This is a genomic window from Salmonella sp. A1325, assembly GCF_056991255.1.
In genome coordinates, this window is sequence record NZ_JAMLWO010000013.1 from 39659 (window position 1) to 53382 (window position 13724).

The 13724-nt window shown below is 54.7% G+C and carries 13 protein-coding genes; 8 read left to right on the plus strand and 5 right to left on the minus strand.

What is annotated here, in order from left to right; all coding sequences use genetic code 11:
• Positions 1-20 precede the first annotated feature (20 nt).
• Positions 21-761, minus strand: a complete 741-nt coding sequence (hemD, locus tag NAZ64_RS20170; protein WP_000025494.1) for a uroporphyrinogen-III synthase — start codon at positions 759-761, stop codon at positions 21-23.
• Positions 758-1699 carry a hydroxymethylbilane synthase gene (gene hemC / locus NAZ64_RS20175; RefSeq protein ID WP_001521319.1) on the minus strand — a complete coding sequence of 314 codons (942 nt, stop codon included), beginning with the start codon at positions 1697-1699 and terminating at the stop codon, positions 758-760. The genes hemD and hemC overlap by 4 nt, the downstream gene beginning before the upstream one ends.
• A 376-nt stretch (positions 1700-2075) precedes the next feature.
• On the opposite strand from hemC, the gene cyaA reads away from it, so the two are divergent.
• Positions 2076-4622: a class I adenylate cyclase gene (gene cyaA, locus NAZ64_RS20180; RefSeq protein WP_000281719.1), complete on the plus strand. Its 2547-nt coding sequence runs from the start codon at positions 2076-2078 to the stop codon at positions 4620-4622.
• A gap of 77 nt (positions 4623-4699) precedes the next feature.
• On the opposite strand, the gene cyaY is transcribed toward cyaA, so the two are convergent.
• The 3 genes from cyaY to NAZ64_RS20195 form a co-directional block, all read right to left on the minus strand.
• A complete protein-coding gene (gene cyaY, locus NAZ64_RS20185) occupies positions 4700-5020 on the minus strand; it encodes an iron donor protein CyaY (RefSeq protein WP_076935981.1) in 321 nt (106 codons plus the stop codon).
• A 69-nt stretch (positions 5021-5089) separates the two neighbouring features.
• A complete protein-coding gene (locus NAZ64_RS20190) occupies positions 5090-5479 on the minus strand; it encodes a DUF3021 family protein (RefSeq protein ID WP_111769644.1) in 390 nt (129 codons plus the stop codon).
• Positions 5458-7470 carry a hypothetical protein gene (locus tag NAZ64_RS20195; RefSeq protein WP_220569521.1) on the minus strand — a complete coding sequence of 671 codons (2013 nt, stop codon included), beginning with the start codon at positions 7468-7470 and terminating at the stop codon, positions 5458-5460. The genes NAZ64_RS20190 and NAZ64_RS20195 overlap by 22 nt, the downstream gene beginning before the upstream one ends.
• Positions 7471-7655: 185 nt before the next feature.
• Here NAZ64_RS20195 and lptM point away from each other — a divergent pair, with 185 nt between their 5' ends.
• The 7 genes from lptM (at position 7656) to ysgD (ending at position 13653) form a co-directional block, all read left to right on the plus strand.
• Entirely contained in the window at positions 7656-7859 is a 204-nt protein-coding gene (gene lptM, locus NAZ64_RS20200) for an LPS translocon maturation chaperone LptM (protein WP_000799903.1), read from the plus strand.
• A gap of 36 nt (positions 7860-7895) precedes the next feature.
• Positions 7896-8720 carry a diaminopimelate epimerase gene (gene dapF / locus NAZ64_RS20205; protein ID WP_001160671.1) on the plus strand — a complete coding sequence of 275 codons (825 nt, stop codon included), beginning with the start codon at positions 7896-7898 and terminating at the stop codon, positions 8718-8720.
• On the plus strand, positions 8717-9424 hold the full coding sequence (locus tag NAZ64_RS20210) for a DUF484 domain-containing protein (RefSeq protein ID WP_061376690.1): 708 nt from the start codon (positions 8717-8719) through the stop codon (positions 9422-9424). Before dapF ends, NAZ64_RS20210 begins: the two co-directional genes overlap by 4 nt.
• A complete protein-coding gene (xerC, locus tag NAZ64_RS20215; protein ID WP_000132877.1) occupies positions 9421-10323 on the plus strand; it encodes a tyrosine recombinase XerC in 903 nt (300 codons plus the stop codon). Before NAZ64_RS20210 ends, xerC begins: the two co-directional genes overlap by 4 nt.
• Positions 10323-11039, plus strand: coding sequence for a 5-amino-6-(5-phospho-D-ribitylamino)uracil phosphatase YigB (yigB, locus tag NAZ64_RS20220; protein ID WP_483641021.1), 717 nt, complete (start codon positions 10323-10325; stop codon positions 11037-11039). The genes xerC and yigB overlap by 1 nt, the downstream gene beginning before the upstream one ends.
• A 135-nt stretch (positions 11040-11174) precedes the next feature.
• Positions 11175-13337, plus strand: coding sequence for a DNA helicase II (gene uvrD / locus NAZ64_RS20225; RefSeq protein WP_000383436.1), 2163 nt, complete (start codon positions 11175-11177; stop codon positions 13335-13337).
• A 259-nt stretch (positions 13338-13596) separates the two neighbouring features.
• Positions 13597-13653 carry a YsgD/CorL family protein gene (gene ysgD, locus NAZ64_RS20230; protein WP_213083418.1) on the plus strand — a complete coding sequence of 19 codons (57 nt, stop codon included), beginning with the start codon at positions 13597-13599 and terminating at the stop codon, positions 13651-13653.
• Positions 13654-13724 lie beyond the last annotated feature (71 nt).

Genomic DNA, 13724 nt, shown 5'->3' on the forward strand with positions numbered 1-13724 from the left:
ATGGCATCCCATTATGAGAGTTATTGTAATGCGCGCAACAGCGCATCGTTGTCGGCGTTATCAGCGACCTTAATATCTTGCCAGCCCAGCTCCCGGGCGAGGTGCGCCAGACGTTCACTGACGACCAATAGCCGACAGCGTAGTAACCAGTGCTCACGATACCACTCGGGAGTCAGCGACCAGAGCCGTTGCAACATCTCGCCGCTGGTAACAACAAGCGTTGTTACGCCGCGAGTATGCCAGCGCATCGCTTCTTCCGCGCCATCGTAATGTTTCGCACATCGTTGATAACATTCACAAAAACTGACTTCGGCTCCGCGAGCTGTCAGGGTTTCGCCCAGCAGTTCGCGGCCGCCATTGCCACGCAAAATCAGCGCGCGTTTGCCCGCAATATTTTGTAATTCAGGTAATTGTAGCAAGGCTTCGCTGATTTCCCGATCCAATGGATAACGAATATCGAACCCGCTAACGGTATGAAGGGCGAGCGCCGTGGTGCGGCCAATCGCGAAATAGCGCGGCGACGCAGGCCAGTTTCGACCATCCCGCTGGAGCTGGGCGTGAGCAAAGGCGACGGCGTGCTGTGAAAGGGCAAAAACCAGATCGTTTTCCGTCAGAGTCGCCAGGCGGTCGGCCAGGGTGGGTAGCTCCCGACCGGCGACAAATTCAATCAGTGGAAAACTCCAGGCCACCTGCCCCAGTGCGCGCAGACGGCTCACTAACGCTTCCCCTGCGGGAGAGGGGCGGGTGATCAGAATACTCATGCGGGCGTCTCGCCGTTATAAACTTCCGTCAGAATCGCGCGCGCGCCGTTTTCCAGCAGTTCCTCTGCAAGCGAGATGCCCATTTGCTCCGCCTGCTCGGGAGAACCACGACGTTCGCCGCGCACCATCACCGAACCGTCCGGCGCGCCAACCAGCGCGCGTAGCCAAATTTCGCCGTTGATGATTTCTGCATAGCTGCCAATCGGCACCTGACACCCGCCTTCCAGGCGGGTGTTCATAGCGCGTTCCGCCGTTACGCGCAGCGCGGTTTGCGAGTGATTCAACGGTGCGAGCAGCGCCTGTGTTCGCGCGTCGTCAAGACGACACTCAATCCCGACGGCGCCCTGGCCTACGGCAGGAAGCGAAACGTCGGGCGGCAAGGCTGTGCGAATGCGCGACTCCAGACCTAAGCGTTTCAGACCGGCCACGGCCAGGATAATGGCGTCATAGTCGCCGTTGTCCAGCTTGCCGAGACGTGTGCCGACGTTGCCGCGCAACGAACGGATAATGAGGTCCGGACGGCGTTCCGCCAGTTGACACTGGCGACGCAAACTGGACGTCCCGACGATACTACCCGCGGGCAGATCGTCCAGACTGTGATATTTATTCGAGACAAACGCGTCGCGCGGATCTTCGCGCTCGCAAATGGTCACCAGACCGAGACCGTCCGGGAAGGCCACCGGAACGTCTTTCATAGAGTGCACGGCGATATCAGCGCGCTTTTCCAGCAGCGCGATTTCAAGCTCTTTAACAAACAGTCCCTTACCGCCCACTTTCGCCAGGGGAGTATCGAGAATCACGTCGCCGCGTGTGACCATCGGCACCAGTTCTACCGTCAGTCCCGGATGGGTTGCCATCAATGCGTCTTTGACATAATGTGCCTGCCAAAGCGCAAGGGGACTTTGGCGTGTGGCAATTCTTAAAACATTGTCTAACATGCTTGTTACCGTCATTATCAATCATTGACCATCCTAACATCCTTATAGAGAGTATGTTAGTTTTCCGGTCACCGTGAGTGAGAGGATAAGGCGCAGTGTCGTCAATGACAGTGAATAATGACGAGAAACCGCCAGCCCGTATTTAAGAATTTACACGCAGCGAACGGTGCTACACTTGTATGTAGCGCATCTTTCTTTACGGTCAATGAGCAAGGTGTTAAATTGATCACGTTTTAGACCATTTTTTCGTCGGTATTAGATAAAAATATGCAGGCGAGAAAGGGTAACGGTTATTTTTGACATACGGTTTATCCCGAATGGCGACGGTTAAGTACTGACCTGCACCATGACGGGTAGCAACATCAGGCGATACGTCTTGTACCTCTATATTGAGACTCTGAAACAGAGACTGGATGCCATAAATCAACTGCGTGTGGATCGCGCGCTTGCTGCCATGGGACCCGCTTTTCAGCAGGTTTACAGTCTTCTGCCGACATTATTGCACTATCACCATCCACTGATGCCGGGTTACCTTGATGGTAACGTTCCCAGCGGTATTTGCTTCTACACGCCTGATGAAACCCAACGCCACTATCTGAACGAACTTGAGCTGTACCGCGGTATGACGCCGCAGGACCCACCGAAGGGCGAGCTGCCGATTACCGGCGTTTACACTATGGGTAGCACCTCCTCGGTCGGGCAGAGCTGCTCGTCCGACCTGGATATCTGGGTGTGCCATCAGTCCTGGCTCGACGGCGAAGAGCGTCAGTTGCTGCAACGTAAGTGTAGCCTGCTGGAAAGCTGGGCCGCCTCGCTTGGCGTTGAGGTGAGCTTCTTCCTGATCGACGAGAACCGTTTCCGCCATAACGAAAGCGGCAGTCTGGGCGGGGAAGACTGTGGTTCTACGCAGCATATCCTGTTGCTTGATGAGTTTTATCGTACCGCTGTGCGCCTGGCCGGGAAGCGTATCCTGTGGAGTATGGTGCCGTGCGACGAAGAAGAGCATTACGACGACTATGTCATGACGCTCTACGCGCAGGGCGTATTAACGCCAAACGAATGGCTGGATCTGGGGGGCTTAAGCTCGCTCTCCGCCGAAGAGTACTTTGGCGCCAGCCTGTGGCAGCTATACAAGAGCATTGACTCGCCGTACAAAGCGGTGCTGAAAACGCTGCTGCTGGAAGCCTACTCATGGGAATATCCCAACCCACGTCTGCTGGCGAAAGATATTAAACAACGTCTGCATGACGGTGAAATCGTATCGTTTGGACTCGATCCCTACTGCATGATGCTGGAACGGGTCACTGAATACCTGACGGCGATTGAAGATCCGACGCGGCTGGATTTAGTCCGCCGCTGCTTTTACCTGAAAGTGTGCGAGAAATTAAGTCGCGAGCGTGCCTGCGTAGGCTGGCGTCGGGAAGTATTAAGCCAGTTAGTCAGCGAGTGGGGATGGGACGACGCGCGTCTGACCATGCTCGATAATCGCGCAAACTGGAAAATCGATCAGGTGCGCGAAGCCCACAACGAATTGCTCGACGCCATGATGCAGAGCTATCGTAATCTGATTCGCTTTGCGCGGCGCAACAACCTCAGCGTGAGTGCCAGCCCGCAGGATATCGGCGTACTGACGCGTAAGCTGTACGCCGCTTTTGAAGCGTTGCCGGGTAAAGTCACGCTGGTGAACCCGCAGATATCGCCGGATCTGTCCGAGCCGAATTTAACCTTTATCCATGTGCCGCCGGGACGCGCCAACCGTTCAGGCTGGTATCTCTACAACCGCGCGCCGAACATGGATTCCATCATCAGCCATCAGCCGCTGGAATATAACCGTTATCTTAATAAGCTGGTCGCGTGGGCGTGGTTCAACGGCCTGCTGACGTCGCGAACGCATCTGTTTATTAAGGGCAACGGTATTGTCGACCTGCCTAAGTTGCAGGAGATGGTCGCCGATGTTTCGCACCATTTCCCGCTGCGCTTGCCTGCTCCAACGCCGAAAGCGCTCTACAGCCCCTGTGAAATTCGCCATCTGGCGATTATCGTTAACCTCGAATATGACCCGACGGCGGCGTTTCGCAATAAAGTGGTCCATTTTGACTTCCGTAAGCTGGACGTTTTCAGCTTTGGCGAAGAGCAAAACTGTCTGATAGGCAGTATCGACTTGTTATATCGCAACTCGTGGAACGAAGTGCGTACTCTGCACTTTAACGGCGAGCAGGCGATGATCGAAGCGCTGAAAACGATTCTGGGGAAAATGCACCAGGATGCCGCGCCGCCGGATAGCGTGGAGGTGTTCTGCTACAGTCAGCATCTTCGCGGTCTGATTCGCACCCGCGTGCAGCAACTGGTCTCCGAATGTATCGAGCTACGTCTTTCCAGCACCCGTCAGGAGACCGGTCGATTCAAGGCGCTGCGGGTTTCCGGGCAGACGTGGGGACTATTCTTCGAACGCTTGAATGTCTCGGTGCAGAAGCTGGAGAACGCTATCGAATTCTACGGCGCGATTTCGCATAACAAGCTGCACGGGCTGTCGGTACAGGTGGAAACCAACCAGGTGAAATTGCCGTCAGTGGTGGATGGCTTCGCCAGCGAAGGGATTATCCAGTTCTTCTTTGAAGAAACGGGTGATGAGAAAGGCTTTAATATTTATATTCTGGATGAAAGTAACCGGGCGGAAGTGTATCACCACTGCGAAGGTAGCAAGGAAGAACTGGTGCGCGACGTCAGCCGCTTCTATTCGTCATCGCACGATCGCTTCACGTATGGCTCCAGTTTTATCAACTTTAACCTGCCGCAGTTCTACCAGATAGTGAAAACTGATGGCCGCGAGCAGGTGATCCCATTCCGTACGCAGCCTATCAACACCGTGCCGCCAGCAAACCAGGATCATGACGCGCCGCTATTGCAGCAGTATTTTTCCTGAGGATTTTTGCCCGGTGGCGGCTACACCTTACCGGGCCTACAGTAAGCCGGATAAGCAAAGCGCATCCGGCAAATAAATCAACGGAAGCTCACCTTTTCACCCGCCTGCTGCGTCGCCGCCTGTTCCAACAGATCCCAGAAGGTTTCGCCGCTGCGATCGCAAATCCACTCGTCGCCTTTCAGGTCAAAGTGATAGCCGCCCTGTTTGGTCGCCAGCCATACCTGATGCAGCGGCTCCTGACGGTTAATAATGATTTTACTGCCGTTCTCAAAGCTGAGGGTCAGCACGCCGCCGTTGATTTCGCAGTCGATATCGCTGTCGCCGTCCCAGTTATCGAGGTGTTCTTCAATGGTGAGCCACAGGGCGTCAGCCAGGCGATGAAATTCACTGTCGTTCATTGTTTTATCTCGCTATTGAGTGATATCGCCAGTATAAGGGGAAGCGTCAGCTTCTGGAACCGATACGAATTACCGTTGTGAGCGGTAAAGGATAAAACCCAGCGGTAGATAAATGACGATAAATAGCGCACTGGTGATAAGTATAACGGACGCATTAACCGGGAAATGGTTCAGAGCCGACAGCATTGCTACCATCAGCACGACGCAGCTGCCGCAAAGGAGAAAATGCAGCAGGATTAGGGGATAGCGTGGCTTTGCTTTGATATCCAAAAGAGCGCTCAGTAGACCGAGTACCGCGCTTATCGTCAGGACTCCGGCAGCTTCAACACCGTTTATCGTGCCGTGCATAATGCTTTCAATAATGACGTAAATGCATGAACCGATCCCCACGCCCCGAAGGGCGTTTTTCAAATGTTTATCCAAGCGCGCAAAACGGCTTAGCGGCGTGATTTTTGGCATTCCTGTGCCTGCGTTATGATGATGATGTCTTTATTGTTGGTGTACCTGACGTTCCTATTCAGAGTATGCGTCTTATCCGGGCAGGGGGATGCTGTTCGGTAAAGCTGGCTGCCAATCCACGTATAAACGTAGCGGTTGTCATACGCAAAACGCTCGGTGACTTTTAGCGGCCCATTGATGCTAAAGATCTGAATACCCTGACCTTGTTGGCTATCACGCATAAAATAGCCGTGCTCTTTTCCGGCGTTAATTTTCCGGTTCAGGAAGGGGGTTGCGCTATCCAGTTCCAGCGTTTCCAACTGGTCTTCGCCAAAAGGTGAGAGCCTCGCAATGTATAGCCGGTTCTTATATTGCGCGATGCGATCGTTAACCAGATGAAACTGACTCGGGTCAACGTTGGGAATGGTTTGCCAACGACCCCACTCGCCGTCAGGTGACAGAACCTTGCGCCAGCGAACCGCTGTTTTGCCGATGTCAAAGGTGCCATCGGTTTTAACATAGGCTGTTTTTACGGAAGGATCGCGCGGGATACCCGTGGCGATAAAAGAGCCATCCTCCATGAGAGCGCCATCTAACTGGGCTATGCGGTAATCCACCCAATAGCCGTATCCTGAGTACGCTGTTTGCCATTTCACGCGTAGAGCTTTGGGATTGGGCGTGGGATAGCGCCACAGTTGAGCGCCATCAAACGCGTAAACATAGCGATCGTCGCGCGCGTACCATTTTTTGTAATGTGGGCTGTCGCCCAGATGCGCTTCTGTCTCGCCCGGAACGTGATAGTCCATCAGAATAAGCGGGCCAGCCGACTCGAATACCTGCAATCCGTCTTCTTCCTTAAAGTCGGATCGCGTTTTAGTGAGTAAATAACCGTGATGCCGCCCGGCATTAAAACGCTTGTCTATTACCAGATTTGGGTTATCCAGCGTGACGACATCCAGTTGGTTTTCGCCGAATTCCGTTTTCCTGATGACATAAAGCCGATCCTGATACTGCGCCACCGCATTACTGAGCGGATGAAATTGTTCCGGGTCAAGGCCGGGGATTTCGGCAAATTTGCATTCCGGTCCTTTACGCCACAGCACGCGTTTTTCCTGCAGGTTGAACGCATCACAGTGTTTTTCAATTTGCATGTCCCAATCCAGGTTGTTCTGGTTGAGAACGTAACGGTGCAAGCCGTTTTTATCGCGCCAGGTCAATAGAGAACCGGGCATCCAGCGCACCACGGAAAAGGTATCCGGATCGGCATCCAATAGTTCGCCATTGAGCATTATTTTTGTACGCGTGCGGGCCAGCGTATCCCAGGGACCAAAGGGGACAGCGACACACGGATTAAATGTGGCGGAAAATTTACCGTGCTGATCCCAGGGCTTTTGCGCCAGAACGGTGAAACTGTCCGGGTCGCTCAGGCGATGCCCTTCGACATAAAGAAAGCGATCGTCGCGCAGCGTCAAGCCCATCAGGTCTGGTTTCCACTGGCTGCTGAATTCAACTTTGCGCAATGACTGTAAATTAACGCGGTTTTCGCCGCCGTTGTCATCCGTTCGTTTGCCTTCGTAATAGAGACTATTTTTATCAACACCGATTTTGCCAAAGGCGCGAAATGAGGCGACATCTACCGATGGCGTCCCCGGCGGATTACGCATGATTTTTCCACCGTACAGAATAACGCGTCCGTCGCTGTAGTAGGAAAAGTGCGGGAAGATAGCCTGTGCACCGGTATGAACGTGATCGGTCGTCAGGTCGGTGAGCGGTGGTTCCCTGTCCCACTCATCCTGAGTTGCCGGGTTAATCAATGAATTGGGTAACCGACGCAGGCGTTTGAAATTCACCTCCGGCAACGAAAGATTGTTCTCCTCTTCTGGCTGGAGATAAACCACGCCGCTGCCTTGCCGTTGATAAACATTGTGCGGAGATTCACTCAGCCGGCATCCCCAGGCGGGAGGCAGCAGAAGTGAAAGCGAAAAAAGGCAAAACAAATTACGATATTGCATAAGGTCATCCGGACGTGGTACGTAAACCTAAAGTGATTAGCAAAGCATGTTCCCTGATGTAAATGCGCAATAATCATGGCAACGCGCCGCTTTTCAGATTTTATAAAGAGCCCCTAAACGCTTGCTTTTACGCCTTCTCCTGCGATGATAGAAAATAGAAAGCATGAACTTACAGGCAATCCATAATGAAAAACGTGTTTAAGACACTCGCTGTACTTCTGACTCTGTTCAGCCTGACGGGCTGCGGTTTGAAAGGGCCGCTTTATTTCCCGCCAGCCGATAAAAATGCGCCGCCGCCGACGAAAAAAGTCGATTCGCAAACGCAGTCCACGATGCCCGATAAGAACGATCGCGCAACGGGAGATGGCCCGTCCCAGGTCAATTACTGAGGATAGTTTTCTGTCCCCGCGTGAACGGAGTGAATGATGCAATTCTCTAAAATGCATGGCCTTGGCAACGATTTTATGGTCGTCGACGCGGTAACGCAGAATGTCTTTTTTTCGCCGGAACTGATTCGTCGGCTATCCGACAGACACCTGGGCGTAGGGTTTGATCAGCTGCTGGTGGTTGAGCCGCCCTATGATCCTGAGTTGGACTTTCATTACCGCATCTTCAACGCCGACGGCAGTGAAGTCTCGCAGTGCGGCAATGGCGCGCGCTGTTTCGCGCGATTTGTTCGCCTGAAAGGGCTAACCAATAAACGCGACATTCGGGTCAGTACCGCGAATGGCCGGATGGTACTGAGCGTCACGGAAGATGAACTGGTGCGGGTGAATATGGGGGAGCCAAACTTTGAACCCGCGCAGGTGCCTTTTCGCGCCAACAAAGCGGAAAAGACGTATATTATGCGAGCGGCGGAACAGACCATACTGTGCGGCGTGGTTTCAATGGGCAATCCGCACTGTGTCATTCAGGTTGATAACGTCGACACGGCGGCCGTTGAAACGCTGGGGCCGGTTCTGGAAAGCCATGAGCGTTTTCCGGAACGCGCCAACATTGGTTTTATGCAGGTTGTAAGACGCGAGCATATCCGGCTGCGAGTCTATGAACGCGGCGCAGGGGAGACCCGCGCGTGCGGCAGCGGCGCGTGCGCTGCCGTTGCCGTGGGGATTCAGCAGGGGCTGCTGGCTGAAGAAGTACGCGTGGAATTACCGGGCGGTCGGCTGGATATCGCCTGGAAAGGTCCGGGTCATCCGTTATACATGACTGGTCCGGCGGCACATATCTACGACGGATTTATCCATTTATGAAGCAACCAGAGGAAGAACTACAGGAAACGCTCACGGAACTGGACGATCGAGCGGTCGTCGATTACCTGCGCCACCACCCTGAGTTTTTTATCCGTAACGCCCATGCCGTGGAAGCGATGCGTGTTCCACATCCCGTGCGGGGAACGGTTTCGCTCGTTGAGTGGCATATGGCCCGCGCGCGTAATCATATCAATGTGCTTGAAGAAAATATGACGCTGCTGATGGAACAGGCTCATGCCAATGAAAGCCTGTTTTATCGCTTGCTGCATCTGCAAAGCCGTCTGGTCGCCGCGGATAGTCTGGATGAGATGCTGGTGCGGTTTCACCGCTGGGCGCGCGATTTGGGGCTTGCCGGCGCGACGCTGCGTTTGTTCCCGGATCGGTGGCGTCTTGGCGCGCCATCGCGCTATACGCATCTGGCTTTAAACCGTCAGGCCTTTGAGCCGCTGCGTATTCAACGACTGGGACAGTCGCAGCATTATCTTGGCCCGCTAAACGGTCCGGAACTGCTGGTAGTCTTGCCGGAGGCGAAGGCAGTAGGCTCGGTAGCCATGTCGATGATGGGCAGCGATGGCGACCTCGGGGTGATTCTCTTCAGCAGCCGTGACCCGCACCACTATCAGCCGGAGCAGGGGACGCAGCTTTTACAGGAGATCGCGCTGATGCTGCCGGAGCTGCTGGAACGCTGGATTAAACGCGTATGACGGATGTCGCGCTTTCTCAGGATGTCTCGCGGTTCCTGCGCTATTTAGGCGTGGAGCGCCAGCTTAGCCCCATTACCCTGCAGAACTACCAGCGTCAGCTTGATGCCATTATCGCTTTAGCCGGAGAAACCGGGCTGAAAAGCTGGCAACAATGTGACGCTGCGATTGTGCGCAGTTTTGCGGTGCGCAGTCGGCGCAAAGGGCTTGGCCCTGCCAGTCTGGCGCTACGTCTCTCGGCATTGCGAAGCTTTTTTGACTGGTTAGTCAGTCAGGGCGAATTGAAAGCTAACCCGGCGAAGGGCGTCTCCGCCCCGAAAGCGCCGCGTCATCTGCCGAAAAATATTGATGTCGACGACGTTAACCGCCTGCTGGACATCGATCTTAACGATCCGCTCGCCGTACGTGACCGGGCGATGCTGGAGGTCATGTACGGCGCGGGACTGCGTTTATCCGAACTGGTTGGCCTGGATATAAAGCACCTCGATCTTGATACCGGCGAAGTGTGGGTAATGGGTAAAGGCAGCAAAGAGCGACGCCTGCCGATTGGCCGTAACGCGGTGACATGGATTGAGCACTGGCTGGATCTGCGCGGACTGTTCGCCAGCGATGAAGAGGCGTTATTCCTGTCGAAGCTCGGCAAGCGTATCTCCGCGCGCAATGTCCAAAAACGGTTCGCTGAATGGGGCATAAAGCAGGGGCTAAACAGCCACGTGCATCCACATAAGCTGCGCCATTCGTTTGCGACCCATATGCTGGAATCGAGCGGCGATCTGCGCGGCGTGCAAGAGCTGCTGGGTCATGCCAACCTTTCCACCACCCAAATTTATACTCATCTTGATTTTCAACATCTTGCTTCAGTGTACGACGCGGCGCATCCGCGCGCTAAACGGGGGAAATAATGCGTTTTTACCGGCCTTTGGGGCGTATTGCCGCGCTCACCTTTGACCTGGATGATACCCTTTATGATAACCGTCCGGTGATTTTGCGTACTGAGCAGGAAGCGCTCGCTTTTATGCAAAATTATCACCCGTCGCTACGTTCGTTTCAAAACGTCGATTTACAGCGGATACGGCAGGCGGTGCGTGAAGCGGAGCCGGAAATCTATCATGATGTTACCCGCTGGCGCCATCGTGCGATAGAGCAGGCCATGCGGGATGCGGGATTATCGGCGCAGGAGGCCATTGCCGGCGCGAATGCGGCGATGATGCATTTTGCCAAATGGCGCAGCCAGATTGAGGTTCCGCAGGCTACCCATGAGACGTTACAGCAGCTTGCGAAAAAATGGCCGCTGGTGGCGATCACTAACGGCAACGCCCAGCCGGAACTGTTTGGCCTCGGCGATTACTTTAAGTTTGTACTGCGCGCCGGCCCGGATGGACGTTCCAAGCCGTTTAGCGACATGTATTTCCTGGCGGCGGAAAAACTGCATGTGCCGATCGGCGAGATCCTGCATGTCGGCGACGATCTGACTACCGATGTGGCTGGCGCTATTCGCTGTGGGATGCAGGCCTGCTGGATTAAACCTGAAAATGCCGACCTGATGCGGACGCAGGGCAGCCGTTTACTGCCGCATATCGAAATTTCGCGGTTGGCATCTCTCACCTCGCTGATATAATCACCAGTAGTTCTGTATATATTCCCAGTTATTCTGGCGGATGGCGCTATGCTTATCCGCCCTACGATAAGTAGCCCCGGTAAGCGAAGCGCCACCGGGCGTTTTTAGTTTTCATGTTTTTACGCGGCGGTGCCAATGGACGTTTCTTACCTGCTCGACAGCCTTAATGATAAACAGCGCGAAGCGGTGGCCGCGCCACGTAGCAACATGCTGGTGTTGGCGGGCGCGGGAAGCGGGAAAACCCGCGTGCTGGTGCACCGTATCGCCTGGTTACTGAGCGTAGAAAACAACTCGCCATATTCCATCATGGCGGTGACCTTTACCAACAAAGCGGCGGCGGAAATGCGCCATCGTATTGGCCAGTTGATGGGGACCAGCCAGGGCGGAATGTGGGTAGGGACGTTCCACGGTCTGGCGCACCGCCTGCTGCGCGCGCATCATATGGACGCTAATTTGCCGCAGGATTTCCAGATTCTCGACAGCGAAGATCAGATGCGTTTGCTTAAACGCCTGATTAAGGCGATGAATCTTGATGAGAAGCAGTGGCCGCCGCGTCAGGCGATGTGGTACATCAATAGCCAGAAAGACGAAGGGCTACGCCCGCACCATATTCAAAGCTATGGCAACCCGGTGGAGCAGACCTGGCAGAAGGTGTATCAGGCCTATCAGGAAGCGTGCGATCGCGCTGGTCTGGTGGATTTCGCCGAGCTACTGCTGCGCGCTCATGAACTATGGCTGAACAAGCCGCACATCCTGCAACACTATCGCGAGCGGTTTACTAACATCCTGGTGGACGAATTCCAGGATACCAACAACATTCAGTACGCCTGGGTTCGTCTGCTGGCGGGCGACACTGGTAAGGTAATGATCGTTGGCGACGATGACCAGTCGATCTACGGCTGGCGCGGGGCCCAGGTAGAGAACATCCAGCGCTTCCTCAATGATTTCCCCGGCGCGCAGACCATTCGTCTGGAGCAGAATTACCGCTCGACCAGCAACATCCTTAGCGCGGCGAACGCTCTGATTGAGAATAACAACGGGCGTTTGGGTAAAAAGCTATGGACTGACGGCGTTGATGGCGAACCGATATCGCTGTACTGCGCTTTCAACGAACTGGATGAAGCGCGCTTTGTGGTTAACCGTATCAAAACCTGGCAGGACAACGGCGGCGCGCTTGCGCAATGCGCCATCCTTTATCGCAGCAACGCCCAGTCGCGCGTGCTGGAAGAAGCGTTATTACAGGCCAGTATGCCGTACCGGATTTACGGCGGTATGCGCTTCTTCGAACGCCAGGAGATCAAAGATGCGCTCTCTTATCTGCGTTTGATTGCCAATCGCAACGATGATGCCGCCTTTGAACGCGTGGTGAACACCCCGACGCGCGGCATCGGCGACCGCACGCTGGACGTGGTGCGCCAGACCTCGCGCGATCGCCAGCTAACATTGTGGCAAGCGTGCCGTGAATTGTTACAGGAAAAAGCCCTGGCCGGGCGTGCGGCCAGCGCGCTACAACGCTTTATGGAACTGATCGATGCCCTGGCGCAGGAAACCGCCGACATGCCGCTGCATGTGCAGACTGACCGGGTGATCAAAGATTCCGGCCTGCGCACCATGTATGAGCAAGAAAAAGGCGAGAAAGGCCAGACGCGCATCGAAAACTTAGAGGAACTGGTGACGGCGACGCGGCAGTTCAGCTACAACGACGAAGATGAAGATTTGATGCCGTTGCAGGCCTTCCTCTCTCACGCGGCGCTGGAAGCGGGCGAGGGGCAGGCGGATACCTGGCAGGATGCGGTACAGCTGATGACGTTGCACTCGGCCAAAGGCCTGGAGTTTCCACAGGTGTTTATCGTCGGCATGGAAGAGGGCATGTTCCCCAGCCAGATGTCGCTGGATGAGGGCGGGCGTTTGGAAGAGGAGCGTCGTCTGGCCTACGTCGGCGTTACCCGTGCCATGCAGAAGCTGACACTAACCTATGCCGAAACTCGCCGTCTGTACGGTAAAGAGGTCTACCATCGCCCGTCGCGTTTTATCGGCGAACTGCCGGAGGAGTGCGTGGAAGAGGTCCGTCTGCGCGCCACCGTCAGTCGTCCGGTGAGCCATCAACGAATGGGAACGCCGCTGGCGGAAAACGACACAGGCTACAAACTCGGCCAACGCGTGCGCCATGCGAAGTTCGGCGAGGGAACTATTGTCAACCTGGAGGGCAGCGGCGAGCATAGCCGGTTGCAGGTGGCTTTTCAGGGGCAAGGGATCAAATGGCTGGTTGCCGCGTATGCGAAGCTGGAAACGGTTTGACCGGCTCTCATATTGCCGGATGGCACCTCTTATCCGGCCTACGCGCTGGCTAACATTTTGATTTGTAGGCCGGATAAGGCGAAGCCGCCATCCGGCGATATAGTGATGTTAATATTCTGAAATCATAGATAAATACTCTCACTCTGCTAACCTTTCTGCATAAGGGGAAATTATTGCTTTTTCGCGTTTCGTTGCGTGTTGACGGCAAATTTTTGCTGGCGTAACATGCGCCCACGATTACGCTAAGAGGACATTCGCCTTGGACACACCCAGTAGATACTGGCTCATTATCCTGTTATCCAGGATCAACTCCTAAGGCTATCCCTTTTTGCTGATAGCCTTAGCGGTTGTCAGCGACCTTTCATTTTTTCCCGTCGCGTTGAGTCA